Source organism: Phytobacter sp. RSE-02 (assembly GCF_040578655.1).
Lineage (GTDB): Bacteria > Pseudomonadota > Gammaproteobacteria > Enterobacterales > Enterobacteriaceae > Phytobacter > Phytobacter diazotrophicus.
Window position 1 is genome coordinate 327357 of record NZ_JBEULY010000004.1, and the last position, 25244, is coordinate 352600.

Annotated in this window: 23 protein-coding genes and 1 pseudogene; 15 read left to right on the plus strand and 9 right to left on the minus strand. The window is 52.9% G+C overall.

The annotated features are described in order from the left end of the window. Positions 1-217 precede the first annotated feature (217 nt). From ABU190_RS11715 to ABU190_RS11735, 5 genes are all read left to right on the plus strand, one after another. Entirely contained in the window at positions 218-1201 is a 984-nt protein-coding gene (locus ABU190_RS11715; protein WP_354691380.1) for a DUF1852 domain-containing protein, read from the plus strand. 27 nt (positions 1202-1228) lie between these two features. Then, complete coding sequence (locus ABU190_RS11720) at positions 1229-2260, plus strand: methionine synthase (protein WP_071195310.1); 1032 nt, start codon at positions 1229-1231, stop codon at positions 2258-2260. Positions 2261-2688: 428 nt separating this feature from the next. Beyond that, positions 2689-4227 (plus strand): methyl-accepting chemotaxis protein, encoded by a 1539-nt coding sequence (locus tag ABU190_RS11725; protein ID WP_354691381.1) that lies wholly within the window; start codon positions 2689-2691, stop codon positions 4225-4227. Between the two features lie 262 nt (positions 4228-4489). Further along, positions 4490-5497, plus strand: a complete 1008-nt coding sequence (locus tag ABU190_RS11730; protein WP_354691382.1) for an AraC family transcriptional regulator ligand-binding domain-containing protein — start codon at positions 4490-4492, stop codon at positions 5495-5497. Between the two features lie 135 nt (positions 5498-5632). Next, positions 5633-6463: an oxidoreductase gene (locus tag ABU190_RS11735; protein WP_354691383.1), complete on the plus strand. Its 831-nt coding sequence runs from the start codon at positions 5633-5635 to the stop codon at positions 6461-6463. Positions 6464-6535: 72 nt separating this feature from the next. On the opposite strand, the gene ABU190_RS11740 is transcribed toward ABU190_RS11735, so the two are convergent. Both ABU190_RS11740 and hpxD read right to left on the minus strand, forming a co-directional pair. Then, complete coding sequence (locus ABU190_RS11740; RefSeq protein WP_354691384.1) at positions 6536-7501, minus strand: PDR/VanB family oxidoreductase; 966 nt, start codon at positions 7499-7501, stop codon at positions 6536-6538. Between the two features lie 8 nt (positions 7502-7509). Continuing rightward, a complete protein-coding gene (hpxD, locus tag ABU190_RS11745) occupies positions 7510-8547 on the minus strand; it encodes a molybdenum cofactor-independent xanthine hydroxylase subunit HpxD (protein WP_354691385.1) in 1038 nt (345 codons plus the stop codon). A 127-nt stretch (positions 8548-8674) separates the two neighbouring features. Between hpxD and hpxR the strand changes: the two genes are divergently transcribed. Further along, complete coding sequence (gene hpxR / locus ABU190_RS11750; RefSeq protein WP_108701142.1) at positions 8675-9598, plus strand: LysR family hpxDE operon transcriptional regulator HpxR; 924 nt, start codon at positions 8675-8677, stop codon at positions 9596-9598. A gap of 56 nt (positions 9599-9654) precedes the next feature. Here hpxR and hpxO read toward each other — a convergent pair whose 3' ends face one another. Further along, the gene (gene hpxO / locus ABU190_RS11755; RefSeq protein WP_335254818.1) at positions 9655-10809 is read right to left on the minus strand and encodes an FAD-dependent urate hydroxylase HpxO; all 1155 of its coding nucleotides are present in this window, start codon (positions 10807-10809) and stop codon (positions 9655-9657) included. A 267-nt stretch (positions 10810-11076) separates the two neighbouring features. Between hpxO and ABU190_RS11760 the strand changes: the two genes are divergently transcribed. From ABU190_RS11760 to uraH, 3 genes are read left to right on the plus strand one after another with little or no spacing between them, the layout of a single operon-like run. Beyond that, entirely contained in the window at positions 11077-12459 is a 1383-nt protein-coding gene (locus tag ABU190_RS11760) for a nucleobase:cation symporter-2 family protein (RefSeq protein WP_354691386.1), read from the plus strand. Continuing rightward, complete coding sequence (gene uraD / locus ABU190_RS11765) at positions 12437-12937, plus strand: 2-oxo-4-hydroxy-4-carboxy-5-ureidoimidazoline decarboxylase (protein ID WP_354691387.1); 501 nt, start codon at positions 12437-12439, stop codon at positions 12935-12937. Before ABU190_RS11760 ends, uraD begins: the two co-directional genes overlap by 23 nt. After that, on the plus strand, positions 12934-13257 hold the full coding sequence (gene uraH, locus ABU190_RS11770; RefSeq protein WP_132439496.1) for a hydroxyisourate hydrolase: 324 nt from the start codon (positions 12934-12936) through the stop codon (positions 13255-13257). The genes uraD and uraH overlap by 4 nt, the downstream gene beginning before the upstream one ends. 113 nt (positions 13258-13370) lie before the next feature. Here uraH and guaD read toward each other — a convergent pair whose 3' ends face one another. Together guaD and ABU190_RS11780 are read right to left on the minus strand one after the other, a co-directional pair. Beyond that, positions 13371-14690 carry a guanine deaminase gene (gene guaD / locus ABU190_RS11775; protein WP_354691388.1) on the minus strand — a complete coding sequence of 440 codons (1320 nt, stop codon included), beginning with the start codon at positions 14688-14690 and terminating at the stop codon, positions 13371-13373. Between the two features lie 273 nt (positions 14691-14963). After that, on the minus strand, positions 14964-15206 hold the full coding sequence (locus ABU190_RS11780; protein ID WP_110295503.1) for a transcription factor: 243 nt from the start codon (positions 15204-15206) through the stop codon (positions 14964-14966). Between the two features lie 456 nt (positions 15207-15662). Here ABU190_RS11780 and ABU190_RS11785 point away from each other — a divergent pair, with 456 nt between their 5' ends. Continuing rightward, complete coding sequence (locus ABU190_RS11785) at positions 15663-16208, plus strand: GNAT family N-acetyltransferase (RefSeq protein ID WP_354691389.1); 546 nt, start codon at positions 15663-15665, stop codon at positions 16206-16208. 78 nt (positions 16209-16286) lie between these two features. Here the strand turns inward: ABU190_RS11785 and ABU190_RS11790 are convergent, their stop codons facing one another. Beyond that, positions 16287-16616: a helix-turn-helix domain-containing protein gene (locus ABU190_RS11790; RefSeq protein WP_271848902.1), complete on the minus strand. Its 330-nt coding sequence runs from the start codon at positions 16614-16616 to the stop codon at positions 16287-16289. A gap of 90 nt (positions 16617-16706) precedes the next feature. On the opposite strand from ABU190_RS11790, the gene ABU190_RS11795 reads away from it, so the two are divergent. The 3 genes from ABU190_RS11795 (at position 16707) to ABU190_RS11805 (ending at position 18954) form a co-directional block, all read left to right on the plus strand. Further along, on the plus strand, positions 16707-17033 hold the full coding sequence (locus ABU190_RS11795; RefSeq protein ID WP_354691390.1) for a nuclear transport factor 2 family protein: 327 nt from the start codon (positions 16707-16709) through the stop codon (positions 17031-17033). Next, positions 17033-17812, plus strand: coding sequence for an SDR family oxidoreductase (locus tag ABU190_RS11800; RefSeq protein WP_354691481.1), 780 nt, complete (start codon positions 17033-17035; stop codon positions 17810-17812). Before ABU190_RS11795 ends, ABU190_RS11800 begins: the two co-directional genes overlap by 1 nt. A 452-nt stretch (positions 17813-18264) precedes the next feature. Then, positions 18265-18954 carry a VIT family protein gene (locus ABU190_RS11805; RefSeq protein ID WP_296414649.1) on the plus strand — a complete coding sequence of 230 codons (690 nt, stop codon included), beginning with the start codon at positions 18265-18267 and terminating at the stop codon, positions 18952-18954. A gap of 234 nt (positions 18955-19188) precedes the next feature. Here the strand turns inward: ABU190_RS11805 and ABU190_RS11810 are convergent, their stop codons facing one another. The 3 genes from ABU190_RS11810 to gstA are packed head-to-tail and all read right to left on the minus strand — an operon-like array spanning position 19189 to position 20950. Continuing rightward, positions 19189-19665, minus strand: coding sequence for a nuclear transport factor 2 family protein (locus ABU190_RS11810; RefSeq protein WP_125124461.1), 477 nt, complete (start codon positions 19663-19665; stop codon positions 19189-19191). Positions 19666-19716: 51 nt separating this feature from the next. Continuing rightward, a complete protein-coding gene (locus tag ABU190_RS11815; protein WP_354691391.1) occupies positions 19717-20292 on the minus strand; it encodes a TetR family transcriptional regulator in 576 nt (191 codons plus the stop codon). 52 nt (positions 20293-20344) lie between these two features. Next, positions 20345-20950 (minus strand): glutathione transferase GstA, encoded by a 606-nt coding sequence (gstA, locus tag ABU190_RS11820; RefSeq protein ID WP_354691392.1) that lies wholly within the window; start codon positions 20948-20950, stop codon positions 20345-20347. Between the two features lie 113 nt (positions 20951-21063). On the opposite strand from gstA, the gene ABU190_RS11825 reads away from it, so the two are divergent. Together ABU190_RS11825 and fdnG are read left to right on the plus strand one after the other, a co-directional pair. After that, the gene (locus ABU190_RS11825; protein WP_354691393.1) at positions 21064-21942 is read left to right on the plus strand and encodes a LysR family transcriptional regulator; all 879 of its coding nucleotides are present in this window, start codon (positions 21064-21066) and stop codon (positions 21940-21942) included. Between the two features lie 244 nt (positions 21943-22186). After that, positions 22187-25236 (plus strand): annotated as a pseudogene (gene fdnG, locus ABU190_RS11830) (formate dehydrogenase-N subunit alpha). Positions 25237-25244: the final 8 nt, after the last annotated feature.

The following is a 25244-nucleotide window of genomic DNA, read 5'->3' on the forward strand; positions in this document are numbered from 1 at the left end:
GCTTTTACGCCCGGCGCCAGCCCCCCGAGCGGACGCTAAGCCGAACATGACGATGTCTCATGTTGCAATGAAATTAACTCGCTTTCTCTCATCCAGATGCTCTGGCATAAATATGTATTATTAACTTATTGATAACATGAAAACTGCGGAATGAGACACCCGGTCGCTTAATAAAATAAGCCAGTTTTTATGTCAGAACTCAGGGTGCAAAATTACAATGAATAAAGATTTCACATTTACCATTAAAAGCAGTCGCTTCGACGAGAATTATAACCCCTCAGAAAATACCCGTATCACCACTAACTTCGCTAATTTGGCCAGAGGCGACAATCGTCAGGAGAATCTGCGTAATACGCTAGTGATGATTAATAACCGTTTCAATGCCCTGGCCTATTGGGATAACCCGCACGCCAATCGTTATTCTGTTGAACTTGACATTATCTCCGCTGAACTGAATATTGGCGATGAAGGCAATGACATTGCGTTTCCGGCAATTGAAATATTGAAAACGAATATCGTTGATAAAGAAACAAACGAACGCATAGAGGGCATTGTCGGGAATAATTTCTCGTCTTATGTGCGGGATTATGACTTTAGCGTATTGCTCTTAGAGCACAACAAAGGCCAGGGGACGTTCAGTATTCCGGATGATTTTGGCGACTTGCATGGCAAGTTATTTAAGCATTTCGTCAATTCCCATGCCTACAAAGAGAACTTCAAAAAGTCACCGGTGATCTGCCTGAGCGTGTCCAGTAAAGATATCTATCACCGCACGGGCAATCAGCACCCTGTATTAGGCATTGAATACCAGCCCAACGGCACGTCGCTGACGGAGCAGTATTTCAGCAAAATGGGCCTGCAGGTTCGCTATTTCATGCCGCAAAATAGCGTTGCGCCGCTGGCTTTTTATTTCTCGGGTGATTTGCTGCGCGATTACACCAGTCTTGAGCTTATCAGTACCATCAGCACGATGGAGACGTTCCAGAAGATTTATCGACCTGAAATCTATAATGCCAACGCTGTCGCCGGTCACTTTTATCAGCCAGACCTGAACCACCAGGATCATTCATTAACCAAAATTGTGTATGACCGGGAAGAGCGCAGCCAACTGGCTATTGAGCAGGGCAAATTTACTGAAGAACACTTTATTAAACCCTACAAAAATATTCTTGAACAATGGTCCGCTAACTTCGCTCTTTAATTAACCAGGATTAAAAGGTCATTTATTATGAAAACATTGCTTCCCACCTCAACGGCTGGCAGTTTACCCAAACCGTCCTGGCTTGCCGAGCCGGAAAAACTGTGGTCGCCCTGGAAATTACAAAATGAAGAGTTAATTGAGGGGAAAAAAGATGCCCTGAGTTTATCTCTCTACGATCAACTGCGGGCAGGGATTGATATTGTCAGCGATGGCGAACAAACGCGCCAACATTTTGTCACGACCTTTATTGAACACCTCAGCGGCGTTGATTTTGAAAAACGCGAGACGGTGAGAATTCGCAATCGCTACGATGCGAGTGTTCCGACCGTGGTAGGTGCGGTGGCGCGTCAAAAACCGGTTTTTGTTGACGATGCCAAGTTCTTACGGCAACTGACTAAACAGCCGATTAAATGGGCGTTGCCCGGGCCGATGACGATGATCGATACGCTCTATGATGCCCATTACAAAAGCCGCGAAAAACTCGCCTGGGAATTTGCAAAAATTCTCAATCAGGAAGCCAAAGAACTAGAGGCTGCGGGTGTCGATATTATCCAGTTTGATGAACCGGCTTTTAATGTTTTCTTCGACGAGGTGAACGACTGGGGTGTCGCCGCATTAGAAAGAGCCATTGAAGGGCTGAAATGCGAAACGGCGGTACACATCTGTTACGGCTATGGCATTAAGGCCAATACCGACTGGAAAAAGACACTGGGCTCTGAGTGGCGGCAATACGAAGAGGCGTTTCCCAAACTGCAAACATCGAATATCGATATCATTTCACTGGAATGCCATAACTCGCGTGTTCCCATGGATCTGCTGGAACTGATTCGCGGTAAGAAAGTGATGGTAGGGGCGATTGACGTGGCGACTTCGACCATCGAAACGCCTGAAGAGGTCGCCAGTACACTGCGTAAAGCTCTCCAGTTTGTTGATGCCGATAAGCTTTATCCTTCGACTAACTGTGGTATGACGCCGTTATCGCGTCGGGTCGCCAATGGTAAGCTCAACGCATTAAGTGCGGGTGCGGAAATTATCCGCCGGGAACTTGCGGGAAAATAACGTCACCCGTTATTGGTGAATTTAAAAAATACAGTCCGGGTCAGGTGAGGGCATAAATATCGTCCTTGACTGAATAACCGGACTATGCAATATCTGTGGTGGCCGCGCTAAAAGATGTAGCATGGCTACTATATCACTTTTTGATTGCTTAAATCTGCAAGCAGTATTTATATAATATATTTTTGTTATCCCGTTGTGATTGTTGTGCTTGCTCGCCGGATACTGATTTATTTAATGTCTCTCTTTGCGATAATAAACTGTTTTATATGTGATTTTTTCTTTATAAAATAAATAACATTCAAAACTATTTAACTTTACTTAATATTAAGTAAGTGTTCCTTAACTAAAATTTTATCTATTGCAGATATAAAGATAAGCCCACCGGCGCCGATAAAAATAAAACTGTATATGCGCTGACGAGGCTGAACATGACCATTCTTAAGAAATTGACCTTAATATTTATTTTTTCAATTGTGATAATGATCACCCTTGGTGGACTTAGTCTGAAAGCGCTCAACAACGCACAAAACAGATTCGAATATGTGACAACCAATAGTATGCCAAGCATCAGTAAACTCAGTGAGGCTTTGCTACACAGGGAAGAGGCGAGGCGTCAGATTCTCATGTCGTTGCTGGTAAACCAGATAGAAGTATTTGAAAAACACATAGGTACAGCAACCAGTGAGTTAAATAAAGTTCAGAGCATATTAAACGAATATCAATCAAAACTCGTTACAGACCAACATGATGGTGAATTAATTAAAAAAACTATCCGCGCGTTTGAAGACTATAAAGTAAAAGTGATGGACATGAAAAATGTCTATGAGAAAGAAGGTATTGATGCGGCGAGATTAATGGTATCCGATGGAGGAACTACGGCCACAGCTTCTGTGGCGCTTAGCGCGGCGATACAAGAAATGCTGGAATATAACTATAAAATCGCTGTTAATTATGCCGAAGAGAACCACAATCAATATCACGAAACAGTGTGGTTTTTGAGCATCATCATTATTGTTGCGGTGGCACTTATTGCCCTTTTCTCATGGCAAATCCTGACTTATCTGAAAAAAGGGTTACGTACTCTTCAGGAAAGCATGGCAACCATCAGCGATACGCTGAATCTCACCCTGCGATTAAATATTGATAAAAACGATGAGCTGGGTATTACTGCTAAAAGTTTTAACGGTCTGGTTGAAAAAATCAGAGGGGCATTATCAAGCGTAAAAGATGCAAGTAAAGAAGTCGATACCGCTGCGAATGAAATTGCGGTCAGTAACGACGACCTCTCTTCACGGACTGAATCTCAGGCCTCTTCTCTGGAGGAGACGGCGGCAAGCATGAATGAGTTGTCAGTTACCGTCAGTCACAACATGGATAACGCTAAACAAGCGAATGCGTATATTGGGCAGGTCCAGTCGATAGTCAATGAAAGCCACCAGGAACTCGGTGCGCTGAAAGGGTCTATTGACGATATTTCGTTATCCTCAAGCAAGATTGCAGAAATTACATCCATCATTGACGGCATCGCTTTTCAAACCAATATTCTTGCCCTTAACGCTGCGGTGGAAGCCGCGCGTGCCGGTGAGCAGGGTAAAGGGTTCGCCGTAGTGGCAGGGGAAGTGCGCTCTTTATCCCAGCGCTCCTCCGTTGCTGCCCGCGATATTCGCGACTTAATTGAAGAGGCGCTGAAAAATATCAACAAAGGCGTCGTGTATGCGGCAAGTGTGACAACGAAGATGAATAATGCGCTGGGAATGGTGGATGAAACGACACAGCTTATTAATCAGGTAAACCACTCTTCCGGCGAGCAGAGTTATGGTATCGAACAGGTCAATATTGCAGTAAGCCAAATGGAAGGTAACCTGCAACAGAACGCGGCGATGGTAGAGCAGATGGCCACTGCGGCAAACTCGTTAAGTCAGCAGGCCAGTACGCTCTTGAAAGAAGTTGAAGCGTTCCACCTGTAAAGGCCAGTTGATCTGCAATTTACCACCATAGCAGACCTGCATTATGCCCGTGTCGTGTCAGACACTGATAAAGACACGGGGCAGGCCTGCCTACCGGTCAGTTGTTAAAACAGGCAGCGGACACTTGTCGGGTTCAGGGCTAAATTTCCGTACCTGGCGCGCTTTACGCCAAAGATGGCGCCTTTTGAATGTCTTCGCCCGAACTGAAACGTTATGCTGTCATCCGAAACCCTGATGAATATTCCCGTTCGGAAATTTAACAATGGCACGTAACCGCACTTTCTCTCTTGATATTGGCTGGAGAACGCTGCTGAAAGACGCAGGTCTCCAGCCTGAACAAATACTGCGCAAAGCTGGCCTGCCTGACGATCTCTTTTCCAGGCCAGATCGCAGACTCGATACAGACCACTATTTTCGTTTCTGGCGCGCACTGGAGAGGGAAGCAAATGATGCGGCTTTTCCCTTGCGCCTGGTTGAACATGTCTCTGCAGAAATCTTCGACCCTCCTCTTTTCGCGGCGCTGTGCAGTACAAATATGATGCAGGCCGTGCAGCGACTGGCCAGATATAAACAGCTCATTGCCCCGATGGCCCTTGAGACTACCGTGGATCAAACCGGCAGCCTGACCGTGTCTCCGGGGTGGTTGTTCGCCACAGACATCCCCATATCGTTGCAGGTCGCCGAGCTTGCTTTTTTACTCCGGCTGCTACGACTGGCAACCCGCGAACCGGTTAAGGCACTAAGCGTGGCGATTCCACAGCGCCCGGAAGCTGTTTCGGCGCGCCACTATGAGCGCTTTTTCGGTATCGCCATGCAGTATGGAGAAAAGCCGTACATCCGTTTTTCCGCCACGGATGTCCTGCGACCCTTTTTGACGGTAAATGAAGGGATGTGGCAGGTATTTGAGCCTGAATTGCGCCGCCGTCTCAGCCAGTTAGATGAAACGGCTTCCACTGTCGAACGTGTGCGTGCGGTACTTCTGGAACTGTTGCCGGGTAACGAAGCCACGATTGAGAAAACGGCAGAACGTCTGGGGATGAGCAAGCGCACTCTGCAACGCAGGCTTGAAGAAGAAGGGGAAAATTTCCGCGTCCTTATCAATCGCTGTCGGGAAAACCTGGCCCGACACTATCTGAGCAATACCAACCTGTCCGGCTACGAAATTGCCTTCCTGCTTGGCTTTGAAGACCCTAATTCCTTCTACCGCGCCTTTATGGCCTGGACTGGTCAGACGCCAGAAACAGTCAGGGGCTCTCTGCGTCTTAATTAAACTGAACATTTCCCTTCGGCACAAAGCGGTTCTCACCGTCAGATGGCGCGCTTAGCAAGTACTCTGGCGCGTCAGGCAAGAACAATCAGGCATCTGCTCAGGCAAACTGGAGACAGTTCACTCAACGAGGTGCCTATGTTTACTCAAAAAAAGAAAACCGCGCTGGTCACCGGCGCATCGTCAGGCATGGGAAAGGCCATTGCTCGTCGTCTTATTCAGGATGGCTATCAGGTCTACGTGGCTGCCCGCAGTATCGAAAAAATGGCTGACCTTGTCCGGCTCGGCGCACAACCGCTACGGATGGATATTTCCCGCGATGAGGACATCGTATCCGGCGTGAATACCATTCTGGATCAGACTGGCGGTGTCGATGTGCTGGTCAACAACGCCGGTTTTGGTCTCTACGGCCCGGTAGAAGAGATCGGTATGGACGAAGCACGCTATCAGTTTGAGGTTAATCTTTTCGGTGCCGCGCGGCTCACGCAACTCCTGCTCCCCGCCATGCGGGCCAGACGCGCCGGGCATATTGTTAACATCAGTTCCATGGGAGGAAAGATGTACAGCGTGCTGGGGGCCTGGTATCACGCAACCAAACATGCACTGGAAGGATGGTCGGACTGTTTGCGGCTGGAAGTCGCAGAATTCGGCATAAACGTCGTGATCATCGAACCCGGCGTCATAGAGACAGGTTTCGGCGATGCCGCGAGCGACAGTATTGTCAAACGTTCGGCCAGCGGCCCGTACGGACATCTGGTAAAGAAGGTGGCTTCATCAATTAAAAAAACCTACGGGCAGGGGACAGGCAGTGACCCACAGGTCATTGCAGATGTGGTCTCCCGTGCCGTGAAAAGCAACAACCCACGTACCCGCTATGCCGTCGGTAAGTTTGCAAAGATGCTCATCCGCATGCGTGTCTGGCTCGGCGATCGTTTGTTTGATCGGATTATCCTCAGCCAGACACGCTAACAAACGGGCTGCTTTAGTCCGCGAGATAGGGAACAATAGTGACTGTGTTTATGATAACCCCTCTGCGGGTGACTATAAGTCAATCACCAGTTCCCCGGAGTGGCTACGGGAGCAGCACAGCGCGATATGTTGCGCGGCGGCGGATTTCTCTGCTGCCGATTGCACGGTATCCCGGTGATCGACAACGCCGTCGACAACCGGCGTCAGGCAGGCACCACAGATCCCCATCTCGCAGGAAAGCGGTACCGCCACGCCATTGTCCTGTAGCACTTGCGCGATACTCTTATTCGCCGGTACGGGCCATTTCTCCCCGCTGGACGCCAGGGTAATCGTAAAGGTCGCTGCATCTTGCGCAGTCGCAGTCGGGGCAGCAGGCGCAAAGGCCTCGCTGTGGATATGCGTCTCCGCCCAGCCTTTTTTCAGGGCAGCATCCCTGACCGCCGCCATAAACCCCTCGGGTCCACAGGTGTAAATACGCTGTCCGTCGCCGGGTGCGGGAAGCAGGGTCGCCAGCCATTGACGTGGGCTCTCCCCCTCAGCGGAACAGTGCACCACGCAAACACCGTGTTTCAGTGGCCGGGAGAGTTCGCACAAAAATGCGGCTTCTTCACGACGTTTGACGAAATAGTGCAGTATAAATGGCCGGCCTGTGGCCTCCCGTTGCAGCAGCATCGCATACAGTGGAGTGATGCCAATCCCCGCCGCCAGCAGCAGAACCGGGCCATCATCGCGCAGGGCAAACAGGTTGCGAGGTGCGGAAATCAGCAGCCTCTGGCCGGGGCGTAGCGTCTGGTGGATATAGCGTGAACCGCCACGTGATGTGCGTTCCTGCGCCACGCAGATAAGGTAACTTCCCGCTCTGTTGTCACCTGTCAGGGAATATTGGCGGATCAGACCGCAGGGCAGATGCACATCAATATGGGCGCCGGGCTCCCAGCCGGGCAGGGGCTCGCCACTGGCGCTAACCAGCCGCACGGCCAGACTTCTGTCACCCTGACACCATAATCCGTCAACCACCACGTTCAGCATCTCGTTCATGGCGCACCTCAAACCAGGAAAAACTCGCCAAAGCCCATTTTTTTCAGGCCACGGCGATAGGCAATCGAACTTCGGTCTGCCGGAATATGGGCTTCCAGCGTCAGATCCAGCGGCAGCCTTTCCGGGCGTTGGGTTTCGACCATCAGGCGGTCTTCTTCAAATACGCGCAGGTTAAAGGCATGAACATCCTCAACGGGGACATGCAGATCGAAATTACGTGCGATAGGCGCGAACATGCGGGTCATACGTGAAGAGACAGGCGATGCGGCATTCATGATCACCAGCCGTGCCTCGCCGGGAAAATGGATCGTCAGCGTGGCGGTAAACGGCAGATGCATTTCGAAATGGCGCAGCCATTGAAAGCCATCCGGTGCCTGATGTTGGGAGCTTGCCGGATAATTGCCTACCGAACTCCAGTAATCGGCGACAAACCCGAACTCGGTTTCCTGCGGATTATAATCGGGGACGACCTGGTTGCTGGCATCGGCAAAGGTTGCCGTGTGGATCCAGGCGAAGTGGGCCACATCGAGAAACCCTTCTACCTGCCGTCCGGCGAAACCGTTCACTTCAAAAGCGGGGCAGTTGATCTGCTGAAAACCAGCGTCATCCCAGTGCGGCATTGTTGGCAGTGGCTGGGGGTTTTCCGCGTCAAACGCCAGGCACGTCCAGATGAGACCGTAGCGCTCTTCAACCGCATAGGTTAACAGGTTAAGTTTCGCCGGGACCGCCTGGCCGGGGCTGGAGGGGATGCGGTTGCAGCGGCCATCTTCGCCGAAACGAAGCCCGTGGTAGGGGCAGACAATCCCTTCGTCGTCGTGAAAACCGAGCGTTAATGGCACGCCACGATGCGGGCAGACATCGCGGGCGACCACCACCTGACCTTTCACGCGGTAAATCACCAGTTGTTCATCCAGCAGCGTGGCTTTGACCGGCGCGGCGCCAATATCACAGGCGCGGGCGACCGGATGCCAGCATTTTGCCAGACGTAACCAGTCCTCCGGTTCGAAGGTGCAACGGGCGGGTGGGGTGGGGAGTGCTGTATTCATGGTCATCCTTCCTACTCACGGAAAAGCAATTGTTTAATTGTTGTAACTTTATTGTTGTCATATTAGGGTGTGCACATCCATCACCATTAATTCACTGCCCCGTTGCAAAAAAGTGTACAGGTGCTGCATGAGTCCATTTTCGCGTTTCGCCCTCTACTTCGCCGAAGTTGCCCGCAGCGGTAGCCTGCGCCGTGCCGCCGAAAAATTGCATATCTCTCCCTCAGCCATTAACCGACAGATCCTGCAGGCAGAGGAGACGTTTGGTACGCCGCTGTTTGAACGGCTACCGGAAGGCTTACGGATGACCACCGCGGGAGAATTGCTCTACGACAATCTGCTGCGCTGGCAAAAAGAGTTTCAGCTTACCCGGCAGAAATTTGATGAGTTGCAGGGGCTTAAGCGCGGCACGGTTAGCGTGGGGATGGTGCAGGCGCTGGCTGAGGGGAGCTTTGCCAGTGCGCTGGCCGATATTATTAGCGGACAACCCTGGCTGGAGCTGGTGTTACAGGTCGCGGATAGCCATACCGTCAGCCAGAAAGTGCGGCAGGCGGATCTCGATTTTGGCTTGATCCTCGATCCGGAGGGGCAGACAGGGTTAAACGTGCTGGCGTTCGCTGAGCTGGAGATGGGGGTGGTGATGCGCCCGGATCATGAAATGGCCCAGGCATCGGCACTGTCGTTGGGCGAGCTGAGCGAGGCGCGACATATCCTGCCCGGCGCGCCCCTGATTGTGCATGATCGTGTCGGCATGCTCTATCGCCACTACGATTTGGCCCCGGCGAACACCATCAACTGTAACGATATCCGGCTTATCAAATCGCTGGTGTTAAAGGGGAGCGGCGTCACCGTGCTGAGCCTGCTGGATGTACTGGATGAGGTGAAAAGCGGGCAACTGGCGTTTGTCCCGCTGCGTAACAAGCTGTTGCGTCCGCTGACTCTGGCGCTGTGCACCGCCCCCTCGCGCCAGCTTTCCCGTCCGGCGCAGATGGTCATCCAGAAGCTGACCGCCGTGATGGAGGAGATGCAGATTCTGCACCCGCCGTTGGTCTGATCCCCGGTGGTGCTGCCGCTTACCGGGGCAACGGGTTATCGTTGTCTGTGAGCAAATTACCCTAACGGCCCGCCCTGAATGGTGTCGCACAGCCCGTTGATAATGCGCTCACCGCTCTCTTCCTTGAGTTCCTGATACCAGGCCTGTGTCAGCGCCATATCCTTACCGTGTGTAACATCGCAGCGTTTACGCGCTTTGAGCACCAGATCGCGCACCCGGTCACAGCGCTGCGCTTCATACTCTCGCAGCGCGCTTTCAATAGTGGTCTGCGTACGGAAAATCTCCCCCAGCACCACCGCATCCTCCATTGCCGCGCAGCCGCCCTGGCCGATATCCGGCGTCGTGCTGTGCCCGGCATCGCCCAGCAATGCCACTTTGCCCCGCACCAGTTTATCGAACGGCTCGATATCATGGATCTCAATGCGGTTGGTGGTCTGCGGATCAAGTGCGGCGATCAGTCGCTGAACCGGCGGCGCCCAGCCGCTAAAATAGCGTGTTAAATCGTCACGCAGCGTGGTGCGGTCTTCGGCAAGCCCGGCAGGCAACGGCACATCGAAGAAAAAATAAAAACGCCCATCAGAAACCGGCATCAGCGACACCCGTTTGCCTTCGCCGACAAACGTGGTCCACTGCTCGGCCGGGGCAATCGCTTCGTCGATCTTCACCAGGCCGTTCCAGTTGACGTAACCCGCATAGCGGCGTTGCGGCGTGTAGCCCAACACGTAAGGACGCAGCGCCGAATGGCTGCCATCGGCGGCAATCAGGAAATCACCGTGCGCTGTAGTGCCATCGGTAAACCACGCGGTAACGCCGTCGGCGTTCTCTTCCACGTTGCTTACACGCTTGCCAAACTGCACCTTATCGCGTCCCCAGTGATTGAGCATTTCGCGCTGCAACTCTGCGCGCGATACCGGGCACGGGCGACCACCAACCCGCTCAACCAGCGGTGCCAGGCTAAATTGCGTCAGGGTTTCGCCCTGACGGTAATCTTTATAGGCCATAAAGCGCATTGGGCCGCCGTAAGTCTCCATCATCTCGCCCATACCCAGATGACGCATGCATTTCACGCCGTTGGGCCAGATGGAGATCGCCGCACCGACGGGTTTGATCTCTTTTACCGCCTCAAAGACGTCACACGCGATGCCTGCATTTTTTAACGCTACGGCAGCGCTCAGCCCGCCAATACCTGCGCCAATCACCAGTGCTTTCATTCTGATCTCCTTTTATCTGCGTATCAGAGGCTCAGCAATTTGCGTACCAGAATGTGCAGACGCGTAACCACAGGGTAAATCGTGCATTGCACTGTTGTGTTGCACTATTGTTGTGCGTATTTGCATTAGTGTTGCTTTTTTGTGAATCAAAAATTTCTTTAGTGAATATCAGGAATCTAAAGTTTCACAGTGATGGCAGGGATTGTTGACTCTGGCCTGCTTTGTGCATCAAGCCGTTGACGCTCATAAATAACAGGATGCAAGACCATGTCTGATGAAAAAAACAACGGTTTATTGTACGGGCTGGAACAGCGGATCCCGCCGCTGCCCGCTTTTTTCAGTGCGTTACAGCATGTGCTGGCCGGGTTAGTCGGGATCATCACGCCGCCGCTTATCATTGGCGCGACGCTGGGACTGGGCGAGTGGATGCCTTATCTCATCAGCATGTCGTTGCTGGCCTCGGGTATTGGCACGTTTTTACAATCCAACCGCGTATGGGGCATTGGGGCCGGGATGATCTGCATGCAGGGCACCAGCTTTGCGTTTCTCGGCGTGGCTATCGCTGGTGGGATGTGGGTCAAAGGGCAGGGTGGCACCGCCCAGGATGTGATGGCGATGCTGTTTGGTGTGAATGTCGTTGCCGCGCTGGTGCCAATTATTGTCAGCCGTTTTATTGAGCCGCTCAAACGCATCTTCACACCTATCATTACCGGTAGCGTGATTGCCCTTATAGGTATCAGCCTGATTAAAGTCAGCGTGAATAACTGGTGCGGCGGTGTACAGGCGAAAGATTTTGGCAGCATGAGCAATATCGCCCTTGGCGCAGGCACGCTGGCGATGATTGTATTACTGAGCTGTGCGAAGAACCGCTGGTTGCGTCTCTCGTCTGTGGTGGTCGGCATTGCTGTAGGCTGTATTGCGGCGGCGCTTGCCGGTAAGTTTCATTTCAATGGCCTGGGCGATACCTGGTTTCGTTTGCCTGCGCTGTTCCCGTTTGGTTTTCAGTTCAATGGCGCCATTTTCCTGCCCGTGGCGCTGGTGTCCCTGGTGTGTATTCTTGAAGCCGTAGGCGATCTCACCGCCAACTGTCTTATCTCTCACCAGCCAATTGATGACAGCGCCTTTCGCTCACGGCTGAAAGGCGGCATCCTCGCCGATGGCATCAGTTGTATGATCGCGGCGATGCTCTGCGCTTTTCCGAATACGACCTTTGCGCAAAACAATGGCGTCATCCAGATGACCGGCGTCGCCAGCCGCTTTGTCGGGCGCTATATCGGCGTGGTACTGATTCTGCTTGGGCTGTTTCCGCCGTTTGGTGAAATTCTGCGCCAGATCCCACTGCCGGTACTGGGCGGCGCGACTATGGTGATGTTTGGTTGTGTGGTGGCGGCCGGGATCCGCATCATTACCCAGAACCCGTTAACCCGCCGCGACATGCTGATTGTCGGGCTGGCGTTTGGTTTCGGAATGGGCGTCGAAGCCGTACCCGCTTTTCTCGCCCATTTCCCGGCGATTATCGGTAATCTGTTTGGCTCGGCGGCCACCTGCGGTGGTCTGGTGGCGATTGTACTGAATCTGATTATTCCGGAAGAAAAACCCGCTACCGCTGCGAAGACGAGGAGTCACGATGATCGCGCTGAATCACTTTAATCAACTGGAAGCTGATGCCGCGATAGCGCTGTTACAGCCTTGCGTTGCGCTCCCTGGCTGGGCGGCGGCGCTGGTTGCCGCGCGTCCGTTTGCCAGTCTTGCCGCGTTGCACCACACCGCGAAGGCGTTGACGCAATCCTGGGGAGGCGCCGAGCTTGAACAGGCGCTGAGCGCGCATCCACGTATTGGTGAAAAACCTGGCGGGCAGCAGGCGCATGCCGTGTTATCGCGCCAGGAGCAGTCGGCGGTGAACGAAGATGATACGCAACTGGTCGAGGCGCTACGGTTGGGAAATGCAGACTATGAAGCGCGTTTTGGCCGGGTCTTTTTGATTCGCGCCAAAGGGCGCAGCGCTGAAGAGATTTTACACGTGCTCAGGCAGCGGCTGACCCACAGTGATGCCGAAGAGACGGCGGTGGCGCTGGAGCAGTTACGGGAAATTACCTTATTACGACTGGCAGGAGCGATTGGCGAATGAGCAGCCTCAGTACACATATTCTTGATATTTCTACCGGCAAACCGGCACCCGGTGTGACGGTGTTTCTGGCGCGTGATGAGCACGTGCTGGCACAGGGCATCACCGACGCGAATGGGCGAATTGGCGCGTTTCCCGTGCCGCTGACGCCGGGGCGTTACCGGCTGGTGGCGCAGACAGGGGAGTGGTTTGCGAAGCAGGATGTGGTGACACTGTTTCCCTGCGCACAAATTGATTTTGTGGTTGCGCAAGGGGCAGAGGAACATTTCCATCTGCCGTTTTTAATTGCTCCCGGCGGCTGGTCAACCTATCGCGGGAGCTGATTTTGGCTGCGTTTTAACGTGCGGCTGACTCCCCGGTGGCGCTACCGCTTACCGGGGCTACGTTCGGTAGGGTAGCCCGGGTAAGGCGCTTGCGCCGCCACCCAGGAAAGGTATCACTGCGCGGCCTCATTTCCCCATGCACACTGGCCATTAATCCACGTCTCGCTGATATTGCGCTCATCGCCGAGGGTCATCAGCACAAATAATTGCTCATAAATATCCTTGCTGCGCTCGTTACGCAGGCGCTGCAACGGCGTGACTGCCGGGTCGATAAGCACAAAATCGGCCTCTTTCCCGACAGCGAAATTGCCAATTTTATCGTCCAGACGCAAGGCATGAGCGCCGCCAAGGGTGGCATGGTAAAACGCTTCGCTGGCGCGCAGACGATAGCTTTGCAACTGGCCCACTTTATAGGCCTCACCCAGCGTACGTAACATGCTGAACGTGGTACCTGCGCCCACATCCGTGCCAATGCCCATGCGTACCTTGTACTGCCAACTGGCGGGCAGGCGGAACAACCCGCTACCGAGAAACATATTTGAGGTCGGGCAGAACGCCACCGCGGAGCCGGTATCATGCAGACACTGCCACTCCTCATCATGCAAATGGATGCCATGCGCAAATACGCTCCCCTCGCCGGTCAACCCATAATGATGGTAAACATCGAGATAGCGCGCATGCTCTGGCCAGAGATCGTTCACCCACGCCACCTCATTAGGGTTTTCACTTAAATGCGTCTGTAGCCAGGTCTGCGGAAATTCCTCGCGTAAACGGCGCACCGCATCAAGCAGCTCGGGTGTCGAGGTCGGCGCAAAGCGTGGCGTAAGGGCGTAGCCCAGTCGCCCCTGATGTTGCCAGCGCTGGATCAACTCACGTGTTTGCCGGTAACTCTCTTCGGCGGTTTCACTCAGGTAATCCGGTGCATGGCGATCCATCATCACTTTACCGGCGATCAGGCGCATGTTGAGGCGCAACGCTTCGCTAAACAGGGCATTAACCGACTCCGGATGCAGCGTGCAGAACACCATTGCCGTGGTGGTACCGTGGCTTAGCAACTGACCAATAAAGAAACGGGCAATCTCTGCCGCGTAAGCCTCATCGGCAAACTGGCTCTCTACCGGGAAAGTGTAGGTGGTCAGCCACTCCAGCAGTTGTTCGCCAAACGCGCCAATCATCTCCGTTTGTGGGTAATGCACATGGGCATCGATAAAGCCAGGCAGCAGCAGCTTGCCGCGCCTGTCGGTGTAGCCTTTTTGCGCATCCAGATGTTGTTCTCCCTCCTGCCAGGTCATTCGCGCCTGGATCTTTCCGTCGCGAATAAACAGCAGCCCGTCCTCAATAAAACGTGCATTAAGGGCGATATCGTCTGCGTTATCGCAGACCTGGGCAATATCAAACAGCGCACCGCGAATCGCGACATGGTAATCAATCATCTTTTCTGCCTTCATTGTTTCCGTACGGGTAAAAAAGTAATGCAAGATGAGTGCCAGCGTATGGCGAAGCGTGGGGTGTGGAACCCCCCTTACACCGGGCTGTAGAGTAAGCGTGAAAAGCTGGTATTCAGTGGTGAGAAGCGCGCGTGTGCATCTTCCGGGAGTGCACACGGGGTCAGTGCTAACGGCGAAAAGAGACGCTTTAATTACAATTAAAAGCGAGTTGGTTGGGTTTTGTTTTCACGTCGTCAGAGACGCCATGGCAAAAGTCCCTCAAATTTTCGAAACATCCAGCCCGGCTGCTTTCAGGCGATTGACAATTTTAATCATTTTACTGACCACTGTTCTGAATGATTGATTAACCCCAATTCGGTCACACACAACGTCGCTAGGGACATGCTTTAACTCATCAGCATATTTAATAAGTTGCAGGTGCATTTCAGCCGATTTAGCGCGAGGTGGTGCGTCACGCAGAGCCTTTTTAATCTCTGCATAAATATGTTCCTGATTATCCATTAAGTAAGCCTTAATTGTTTCGCTGCTAAGTATTACTGAGAATCATTTACTTTTAACACATATTCAAGTGATAAATGGAAGGTATTGTCTCCACATTATGAAGATATATCCTCTTTGTAAATTTTAGCAGCTTCTTATGCGTTTTCACCCCGTTGTCGGCAGGCCCCTATGGTACAAATTTTTTGTTGTGTCCGCGTTTATAGCAGCCGTTTTTGACAGAAGAACCGCGGTGCTTTGTGGCTTTTGCGCCGCTTGCGAAACCCATCTTACGGTCATGCATGTCGGCATTATGTAAGAGACCAGACAGGGGACTTACGTAACATGGTCGCTAAGAATAATAAAATAAGAATACGTGGGTGAGGACTTTGTATTCATGGTGTGAATATTTGAAATGTTTGAAATAGAGGGTATTAAGCAATACACTCACTCCCCCATTAATTTCCCGGAAGACAGAAAGTGAAATTATTCTCAACACAACGAACTGATGCCTGGTTATTAACAGAAGATTTCGCTGAAAGCTTTCAGTGTTATATCGTGGACAACAGAGACTATTTTTCGCAATTTGAACCCTTACGCGATGAAGCGTACTTTTCCATAGAAAACATTATCGCCAGGATAAAAGCCTCTCATAATGAATTCGAAGAAAAGAAAAATCTGTCTATTGTCTTCACGATGCAAGGCGAGAAGCAAATAATTGGCAACGTCAACTTTACTAACTTTGTCTATGGCGTTTTTCAGGCGTGTTACCTTGGATTTTCAATCGATCTCTCTTATCAGGGTAAAGGCCTGATGCAAGAAGTGCTCAGCGAGGCGATTCACCATATCCATAAACATTATGGTTTGCATCGTATTATGGCAAATCACCTTCCGGATAATCTACGCAGCGCAAATACCCTCAAGCGACTTGGGTTTATTAAAGAGGGGTATGCCAGTTCTTATCTCAAAATAAACGGTAAGTGGCAGGATCACATTCTGAATTCGCTTGTTCTCCCGGAGAATTAATTCACAGGAAAAGTAAAAAGAGAAGCAACGTAAGGATGTGGGCATACCGCTTTACCGCGTTATCAAAGGCCTCGCTGTTCAGCAGGCCTCGCGTTTTTCAGCCCATTTGAGCATTGCATCGAGTGCCGGGCAAAGCGCCTGGCCCCACTCGGTGAGTCGATATTCTACCTTTGGCGGCACCTGTGGATACACCGTGCGCGAGACGAGACCATCGGACTCCAGTTGTCGTAACTGCTGGGCGAGCATCTTCTGCGAAATAGCGGGGATCAGTTTTTCAAAATCGGAATAGCGCTGTACTTTTCCATCGAACAAATGAAAAAGAATAATTAATTTCCATCGGCCTTCCAGAAGGCGCAGAACTTGTTCCACGCCGCTTGCGGCAGTTTCCGGCGTATATAACTTACTCATAATTCAGTAGCTCACTTTTTCGTGCGTACTTGTTAATTTCACAGTCTATGTTGAATATACCCGCACTGTAAATAACGGGAGTCAGAAGCCATGTCTTTACAATTACCGCATGCTATTGCGACCTATTTTGCGATAAGTAATGGCGGCGATATCGCCAGCGTTCAGCACTGTTTTACCGTCGACGCTATTGTAAAAGATGAAGGTAAAACCCATCAGGGGCACGCGGCGATCGCGGCATGGCAACGTGCCGCGCAGGCCGCGTTTGACTACAGCGTTGAGCCGCTTGAAATGCATAGCGAAGGCGAGTGGGTCATTGTCACTTCGAAGGTTGTCGGCAATTTTCCCGGCAGCCCGGTAACGCTCAGGCATGCTTTCGCGCTGCTGGGTGACAAAATCACTACACTGGAGATTGTATGATGGCCTTAGATCTTGATTTCCATGGCAAACGCGTGCTGGTGACCGCAGGCACCAAAGGCGTCGGTAAAGCGGTCGTCGGGCTATTAAAACAGTTGGGTGCCACAGTGTTAACCACCGCGCGTCATGTACCGACGGAATCTGTTGCCGATGCCTTCGTGGCGGCAGATCTCACCACCGTAGAAGGCTGTGCCTGCGTGGCGCAAGCTGTGCAAGTACACCTGGGGGGTGTCGACGTTATCATTCATGTGGCGGGGGGCTCTACGTCACCCGGCGGCGGGTTTGCGGCGCTGGGCGAAGAGGAGTGGCAGCAGGAACTCAACCTTAATCTGCTGCCCGCGGTACGCCTGGATCGGGCTCTGTTACCAGGGATGCTGGCGCAGGGGAGTGGCGTAATCATCCACGTCACCTCTATCCAGCGTGAGCTGCCGTTACCGGAATCGACAACTGGCTACGCGGCGGCCAAAGCGGCGCTCTCGGCGTACAGCAAAAGCCTGTCGAAAGAGGTGTCGCCAAAAGGCATTCGCGTGGTTCGCGTTGCCCCCGGCTGGATTGAAACAGAAGCCTCGGTGGCAATGGCGGAGCGACTGGCGCAGCAGGCGGGAACCGATTACGAAGGCGGAAAGCAGATAATCATGAAGGCACTCGGTGGGATCCCGCTGGGGCGCCCATCAAAGCCCCTTGAAGTGGCGAATCTTATTGCTTTTCTGGCGTCATCGTATGCCGCCGCCATCACCGGCACGGAATATGTGATAGATGGTGGCACCGTTCCGACAGTATAACCCTGGCTTAATCGGCTTGTATTCGAGCCGATTAAGACCATTCGTAAGCCGGACTTTTACGGTGTAAAAGCAAAAATTAAAGGTTCAGCCCGCCCGCGATAGTAAAACGCCGCCGGTGATATCCCTTGCGGATCGGCAAGATAAGTCACCATGGCGACACACTTCTTCGAGTGTGCCAATAAAACTTGCGCTCCTGAAAATAAACCAGCCAGCATCTTTCTAATTAAAAGAATAATTAAAAAGAACCTTTTTGTATAATCACTGAACGACTATGATATCTATTATCATTTCGCCAACAATATCCCGAATAATATGCCCCCTGGATTAACGGATAGCCATTATTCAGCGTTAATACAATCTTAAGATTGAATAGCCACAATCGTGGAATGCGCATTTTTATATATGGGCAATACTGGTGTTATTAATCTGCACATTTACTGGAAAACAGAAACATGCATCTTGAACGACACAGCATTGAAAGCGTCGGATGGTTGAGGGCTGCTGTACTGGGGGCGAATGACGGCATTGTTTCCACTGCCAGTCTTGTGCTTGGGGTGGCGTCTGCAAAGCCTGAGCCTTCAGCGATTTTACTGGCGGGTGTTGCCGGGCTGGTGGCTGGCGCGATGTCGATGGCAACCGGGGAGTATGTTTCCGTCTCCTCTCAGTCTGATACAGAAAACGCGGCGCTCGCCCAGGAAAAAAAGGAACTGGAAACAGATTATCAGGGTGAGGTGCAGGAGCTGACTTCCCTGTATATGCAACGGGGGCTGGAGCCTGTAATCGCCAGGCAGGTTGCAGAGCAGCTTATGAGGAAAGATGCGCTTGATGCCCATGCCAGGGAAGAACTTGGGCTGACAGCTACGAACTCTGCGCGGCCTTTGCAGGCGGCCCTCTTTTCGGCCGGGAGCTTTTCTGCCGGTGCGGCGTTACCCCTCATCGTTGCCTGGCTCGCTCCCGCAGCGCTGATTTCGTTCTTTATTATTCTTTCGACCCTGTTATCACTTGCTGTCCTTGGTTATATATCCTCGGCGGTGAGCAAAGCCAATCCGGTCAGGGCCATCATCAGGATTACCTTCTGGAGCACTATGGCCATGGTTTTGTCGATGGGAATAGGTCATCTTGCCGGGCAAGCCCTGTTTTAGCGCGCTTTTATGCTCTGGAAAGAGAAACAGTGTCAGTGAACCGTTGAAAACAGTTGGCGGGTCGGCAACGTTGCCGGGCAAACGTCAATCATGGGACTTCCCACAACGCGATAAGATAATTCACTTCACTGGACGGGGCTCATGATGTTTATGAACATTTACCGTTCATGTTGAATTGAGAAAAGCCCCGGTTAAAAACCTGACCGGGGTCTTCACATAAGATAAGCGATAACTTTACAGCCCCAGTTCCGAAAGACCTGGGTGATCGTCCGGGCGACGTCCCAATGGCCAGTGGAATTTGCGCTCACTCTCTTTAATCGGCATATCGTTGATACAGGCGAAACGGCGGCGCATCAGGCCATCGGCTTCAAATTCCCAGTTTTCGTTGCCGTAAGAGCGGAACCAGTTACCCGAATCATCATGCCATTCATAGGCGTACCGCACGGCGATACGGTTGTCAGTAAACGCCCATAACTCCTTAATCAGGCGATACTCCAGCTCTTTTTTCCATTTGCGGCTGAGAAATTCTTTGGCCTCTTCACGATTATTGGCAAATTCAGCGCGGTTACGCCATTGCGTATCCAGCGAGTAGGCCAGCGCTACTTTTTCGGCATCGCGGCTGTTCCAGCCATCTTCTGCGAGGCGCACTTTTTCAATCGCCGATTCGCGCGTGAAAGGAGGAAGGGGCGGGCGAGGTTGAATATCGGGCATGCTTACGTCTCCTGCAAATGTGGATATTTCAAAAGAAAGCGTTTTTGTTACTCAGGCCTTATGCAGGGCCTGCTCCAGCAAAAGTTTCGCAACATCCCTTGCATTGTCGGCGGCGCTGTTATCCCCCATCACATAGGCGAGGGTGATGGCGCCTTCCATCAGAATCAGCAGTTGTCTGGCCAGCGCGGCCGGTTGTTCAATGTTTAGTTGTGTAGTGAGTTCGAGTGTGTAATCGAGCAATTTTTGTTTATGCCGTTTTGCTATCTGGCGGACGGGATCGTCAGGGTCACCCACTTCTCCGGCCGTGTTGATAAATGCACAACCGCGAAAACCGTCAGACTCAAACCAGCTCTTGAGCACGCTGAACATATTCAGAATGCGAGCCTGAGGCGTATCGCCTTTATCAGATTCTGTTCTGAACCACTGCATCCAGCGTTCATCACGCGCATTCAACGCGGCGGCTGCCACGTCATCCTTGGTCGCGAAATAGCGATAAATACTTTTCCTTGCTACGCCTGAGGTCTTAACCAGAAGGTCCATGCCGGTGGCGTGGATACCGTTCTGATAGATCAACTGTTCAGCGGTAGTCAGGATTTTTTCTCGGGTAGTGCCTGGCGTCTTGTTCATGTGATAAAGGTAGAACGATCGTTCTACCTGGTCAACACTTATCTGTAAAAAGTTACTGAGCCGCTTCGGCGCGTAAAGCCGCCTGCACGGAAGGCCGCCTTTCAATCCGCACCATAAAGGCTGCCAGCGCAGGCCAACGGTGTAAGTCAATCGAAAAAAGGGCGCACCAGCCCAGTACGGTGAACAGATAAGCATCTGCCACGCAGAAAGCGCGGCCTATCAGGTAGTCTGTTGTACTCAGGCTGGTCTCAAGGTATGCGAAGCGTCTGAACAACTTTTCGTGGATTATCTGCCGGGCATCCTCGGGCAATGCGGCATTGAACAGCGGTGCTGAACCGGCGTGAATTTCGCTGGTGATAAAATTCAGCCACTCCTGCAGGCGCACCCGCGCCCGGCTACCGTTGGCGGGTGTGAGTCCGCTTTCCGGCTTCATATCCGCAAGGTACTGCACGATAACCGGCCCTTCGGTCAGGATTTCCCCGTCGTCCAGTTCCAGTGCCGCGACATACCCCTTGGGGTTAATGGTGAGGAAATCGCGACCATCGGCAGTTCGCTTTGTGGTGTTGTTAACCTTGATGAGTTCGAAGGGCAAATCGAGTTCGCGCAACACGATATGTGGGGACAGCGAGCAGGTATTGGGGGCGTAGTAAAGCTTCATAGCGACTCCGAAACGTTGAAGAATAAGGGGGCGGTAAATCACTGTGCGTGTTGTGCCTGTTTCTGTAAAATTAATGCTTCATTTATTTGCTATTAGCTGAGCTACTGATAACCATGATGAACCTTCTGCACTGGCGGCTGCTGGTTGCCGTCGCCGATGCCAACAATATCTCTCGTGGTGCAGAAAGCGTGGGGATCACGCAATCTGGCGCCAGTCAGGCCATTGCCCAGTTAGAAGCGTCGCTGGGGTTTCTTATATTCAACCGCGAGCGCAGATATATCGGCGTGACGGCGCTGGGTAAGCAGGTGGTTGATCATGCGCGGGTTATGCTGGCGCAACTGGATGCGATACGCACCCTGGCCGATGACAGCCGTGGCCTGAACGGCGGGCGCATCCGCCTGGCGAGCTTTCCTTCCGTTATGTCTGCACTGCTGCCCGCCCTGCTACGGGATTTCCGCCGTTTACATCCGGGAATTGAACTGGTGGCGCTGGAAGGCACGGACGAGGAAGTGGAGGAGTGGCTGGCTGCCGATACCGTCGATCTGGGCGTCGTGCTGAACCCCGCGCCCGAACGCGCCGAGGTAATAGTAGGGCGGGATGCATGGGTTGCCGTGCTGCCCGTCAGCCACCCTCTCGCGCGGCGCGCCACAGCACGTGGCATTACCCTTGAAGCGCTCGCTAACCAGCCCTTTATTCTGGCGACCGGCGGTTGCTCCGTGAACGGTAAAAGTCTGATGGAACAGGCCGGTCTGACACTCACCGATGTGCGGGTGACCGTGCGAGACTGGATGAGTGCCAGTGTACTGGTGCGCGAAGGGATGGGGGTGGCGCTGTTGCCTGAGTCCACCTTACCCGAAGAACAACGCGGCCTGTGCGTATTGCCGCTGATGCCCGCCATCTGGCGCGAATTTGGCCTGGTCTGTTCGCAAGCCGGAGCCGCTTCCCGGCCAACGCAGACGCTGCTTGCCGTGCTGCGCAACGCAGGTCACTGATACCACCCGGCGACGCCTTTCTTTGCCGGGTACAGTCGCTTCCTGCATTGATCTTTTTAAAAAGCGATAAGGCGAAACAGGCGTTTAACCACGCAAATAACCCGTTGCGATCAGTTTCCCTTTTCTTCAATACAATCAAAAAATTGACCTGTATCAATAACCACATAAGAGTAATGGTTTCCCGCTTCGATTGACCCTATAATCTCCGTCCCTTTTCATGTCTTAAGTTTAAGCTGGAGGATACATGGAGCTCAGCCGGAGGCAGTTCTTTCGAATCTGCGCGGGCGGTATGGCAGGAACCACTGTTGCATCTCTCGGATTTTTATCATCTTTTTCCGTTCATGCGGAAACACGTCAATACAAACTCTTAAAAGCAAAAGAGACGCGTAATAACTGTACCTACTGCTCAGTCGGTTGCGGCATGCTGATGTACAGCCTTGGCGATACGGCCAAAAACGTTAAAGAAAGCATTTACCATATTGAAGGCGACCCGGATCACCCGGTAAGCCGGGGTTCATTGTGTCCGAAAGGGGCAGGCGTGCTGGATTATATTCACAGCGAAACGCGCCTGAAATACCCTGAATACCGTGCGCCAGGCTCGGATAAATGGGTGCGTATCAGTTGGGATGACGCCATTAACCGCATTGCGCGGTTAATGAAAGATGACCGTGACGCGAACTTTGTCGAAAAAAATGCGCAGGGGCAGACTGTCAACCGCTGGACCACCACCGGCATGCTCTGCTCCTCGGCCGCCAGTAATGAGACCGGCATTCTCGACGGCAAATTTACCCGCAGCCTCGGGATGGTCGCTATCGATTGCCAGGCGCGTCTGTGCCACGGGCCGACCGTCTCCGCGCTGGCACCCACCTTTGGTCGCGGTGCGATGACCAACAACTGGGTGGATATTAAAAATGCCAACGTGGTGCTGATCATGGGCGGCAACGCCGCCGAGGCTCACCCGGTGGGCTTTAAGTGGGTCGTTGAAGCACAAACGAAAAATGACGCCACCGTGGTGGTGGTCGATCCGCGCTTTAACCGCAGTGCCGCCGTGGCCGATCTCTATGCGCCCATCCGTGCGGGGTCGGACACCGCGTTCCTGTTGGGCGTCATCCGTTATCTGCTGGAAAACGATCGCATTCAACACGACTACGTGCGCCATTACACCAACGCCAGCCTGCTTATCCGCGACGACTATCAGTTTGAAGATGGCGTGTTCAGCGGCTATGACGCGAAAAAACGCCAGTACGATAAATCGAGCTGGTTCTATCAGTTGGATGAAAAAGGCAACCCGCTGCGTGACGAGACGTTAAGCCATCCGCGCTGCGTCTGGAACCTGCTGAAAAAACACGTCGAACGCTACACGCCGGAAATGGTAAACCGCCTGTGCGGCACCTCGCTGGCCGATTTCAACCGCATTTGCGAGATCCTTGCCAGCACCAGCGTGCCGGATCGCACCGCGACCATCCTCTATGCGCTGGGCTGGACACACCACAGCGCCGGGGCGCAAATCATCCGCGCCGCAGCCATGCTACAACTGCTGCTCGGGAATATCGGTATGGCGGGCGGCGGCGTCAACGCGCTACGTGGTCACTCCAACATTCAGGGTTATACCGACCTTGGCCTGCTGTCGACCAATCTTCCCGGCTACATGCCGCTGCCGTCGGAAAAACAGCCGGATTATCAGACCTATATTTCGCAAATCACCCCGCCTGCGCTGGGGGTGAACGAAGTGAACTACTGGCAAAACACACCGAAATTCTTTATCAGCATGATGAAGAGTTTCTGGGGCGAGCATGCGACGGCAGAGAACAACTGGGGTTATGACTGGCTGCCGAAGTGGGATCGCCTCTATGACGTGATGACCCAGGCCGAGCTGATGCTGGAAGGGAAGATTAACGGTTACATTGTGCAGGGTTTTAACCCGCTGGCGGCGTTTCCGGATAAAAACAAATCCTCCCGCGCGCTCTCAAAGCTGAAATACATGGTAGTGATTGACCCGCTGGTAACGGAATCGTCGAATTTCTGGCAGCACCACGGGGAGATGAATGACGTCAATCCTGCGGATATCCAAACGGAAATCTTCCGTCTGCCGTCATCCTGTTTTGCCGAAGAAAACGGTTCGATTGCCAACTCCGGACGCTGGCTACAGTGGCACTGGGCGGCGGCGGAGCCACCAGGCGAAGCGTTGCACGATGGCAAGATCCTCGGGCGTTTGTTTATGCGCCTGCGTGAGCTTTATCAGCAGGAAGGGGGCGCAAACCCGGCACCGCTGATGAACATCAACTGGAACTATAAAGACCCGTACGATCCGCATCCGGAAGAGATTGCCCGTGAAGCGAACGGAATGGCGCTGGCCGATCTTTATGACGACAAGGGGCAACTGATTGCCAAAAAAGGCCAGCAGCTCAGCAGTTTTGCCCAGCTTCGTGACGACGGTACCACCAGCAGCTTTTGCTGGGTGTACTGCGGGTGCTGGACAGAGCAGGGCAACCAGATGGCCAACCGCGACAATAGCGATCCGTATGGCCTTGGCTGTACGCCGGGCTGGGCGTGGTCGTGGCCGGCGAACCGCCGTATCCTCTATAACCGCGCCTCTGCCGACCCGGCAGGGAAACCGTGGGACGCCAAACGTGCATTGCTGCACTGGGATGGCAAAAAGTGGAGCGGGATGGACGTGGCGGATTACAGCCAGGCCGCACCGGGCAGTCATGTCGGGCCGTTTATCATGAACCCGGAAGGGGTGGCGCGCTGTTCTCCCTGGACAAAATGAACGACGGGCCGTTCCCGGAACATTACGAACCGATTGAGTCGCCGATTGGCACTAACCCGCTGCATCCGGCGGTGGTTTCCAGCCCGGTGGCGCGTATTTTCCATGATGATATCGCCAATATGGGCAAAGCGGACGCCTTCCCGTATGTCGCGACTACCTATTCCATTACCGAACTGTTCCGCCACTGGACCAAACACGCGCGTCTCAACGCCATCGCTCAGCCCGATCAGTTCATCGAAATTGGTGAAGCGCTGGCACAGAAAAAAGGCATTGCGGCAGGCGATACGGTGAAAGTGAGTTCGAAACGCGGCTTTATCAAAGCGAAAGCGGTGGTGACGAAACGTCTGCAGACGCTGACCATAGACGGTAAGTCGGTGGATACGATCGGCATACCCTGTCACTGGGGTTTTGAAGGGGCAACGCGCAAAGGTTTCCTTGCCAACACGCTGACGCCATCGGTCGGTGATGCCAACTCGCAAACGCCGGAGTACAAGGCGTTTCTGGTTAACATCGAGCGCGTGTAAAGGAGGGA

What these genes read in the sequence shown, in the direction of transcription:
- hpxR (WP_108701142.1), top strand. Translation starts at nt 8,675, where the DNA reads ATGAGTCCATTTTCGCGTTTCGCCCTCTACTTCGCCGAAGTTGCCCGC.
- hpxD (WP_354691385.1), bottom strand. Translation starts at nt 8,547, where the DNA reads ATGAATACAGCACTCCCCACCCCACCCGCCCGTTGCACCTTCGAACCG.
- ABU190_RS11780 (WP_110295503.1), bottom strand. Translation starts at nt 15,206, where the DNA reads ATGGATAATCAGGAACATATTTATGCAGAGATTAAAAAGGCTCTGCGT.
- ABU190_RS11730 (WP_354691382.1), top strand. Translation starts at nt 4,490, where the DNA reads ATGGCACGTAACCGCACTTTCTCTCTTGATATTGGCTGGAGAACGCTG.
- hpxO (WP_335254818.1), bottom strand. Translation starts at nt 10,809, where the DNA reads ATGAAAGCACTGGTGATTGGCGCAGGTATTGGCGGGCTGAGCGCTGCC.
- ABU190_RS11740 (WP_354691384.1), bottom strand. Translation starts at nt 7,501, where the DNA reads ATGAACGAGATGCTGAACGTGGTGGTTGACGGATTATGGTGTCAGGGT.
- ABU190_RS11805 (WP_296414649.1), top strand. Translation starts at nt 18,265, where the DNA reads ATGCATCTTGAACGACACAGCATTGAAAGCGTCGGATGGTTGAGGGCT.
- uraH (WP_132439496.1), top strand. Translation starts at nt 12,934, where the DNA reads ATGAGCAGCCTCAGTACACATATTCTTGATATTTCTACCGGCAAACCG.
- ABU190_RS11815 (WP_354691391.1), bottom strand. Translation starts at nt 20,292, where the DNA reads ATGAACAAGACGCCAGGCACTACCCGAGAAAAAATCCTGACTACCGCT.
- ABU190_RS11725 (WP_354691381.1), top strand. Translation starts at nt 2,689, where the DNA reads ATGACCATTCTTAAGAAATTGACCTTAATATTTATTTTTTCAATTGTG.
- gstA (WP_354691392.1), bottom strand. Translation starts at nt 20,950, where the DNA reads ATGAAGCTTTACTACGCCCCCAATACCTGCTCGCTGTCCCCACATATC.
- guaD (WP_354691388.1), bottom strand. Translation starts at nt 14,690, where the DNA reads ATGATTGATTACCATGTCGCGATTCGCGGTGCGCTGTTTGATATTGCC.
- ABU190_RS11795 (WP_354691390.1), top strand. Translation starts at nt 16,707, where the DNA reads ATGTCTTTACAATTACCGCATGCTATTGCGACCTATTTTGCGATAAGT.
- ABU190_RS11810 (WP_125124461.1), bottom strand. Translation starts at nt 19,665, where the DNA reads ATGCCCGATATTCAACCTCGCCCGCCCCTTCCTCCTTTCACGCGCGAA.
- ABU190_RS11735 (WP_354691383.1), top strand. Translation starts at nt 5,633, where the DNA reads ATGTTTACTCAAAAAAAGAAAACCGCGCTGGTCACCGGCGCATCGTCA.
- ABU190_RS11790 (WP_271848902.1), bottom strand. Translation starts at nt 16,616, where the DNA reads ATGAGTAAGTTATATACGCCGGAAACTGCCGCAAGCGGCGTGGAACAA.
- ABU190_RS11715 (WP_354691380.1), top strand. Translation starts at nt 218, where the DNA reads ATGAATAAAGATTTCACATTTACCATTAAAAGCAGTCGCTTCGACGAG.
- ABU190_RS11720 (WP_071195310.1), top strand. Translation starts at nt 1,229, where the DNA reads ATGAAAACATTGCTTCCCACCTCAACGGCTGGCAGTTTACCCAAACCG.
- ABU190_RS11800 (WP_354691481.1), top strand. Translation starts at nt 17,033, where the DNA reads ATGGCCTTAGATCTTGATTTCCATGGCAAACGCGTGCTGGTGACCGCA.
- ABU190_RS11825 (WP_354691393.1), top strand. Translation starts at nt 21,064, where the DNA reads ATGATGAACCTTCTGCACTGGCGGCTGCTGGTTGCCGTCGCCGATGCC.
- uraD (WP_354691387.1), top strand. Translation starts at nt 12,437, where the DNA reads ATGATCGCGCTGAATCACTTTAATCAACTGGAAGCTGATGCCGCGATA.
- ABU190_RS11760 (WP_354691386.1), top strand. Translation starts at nt 11,077, where the DNA reads ATGTCTGATGAAAAAAACAACGGTTTATTGTACGGGCTGGAACAGCGG.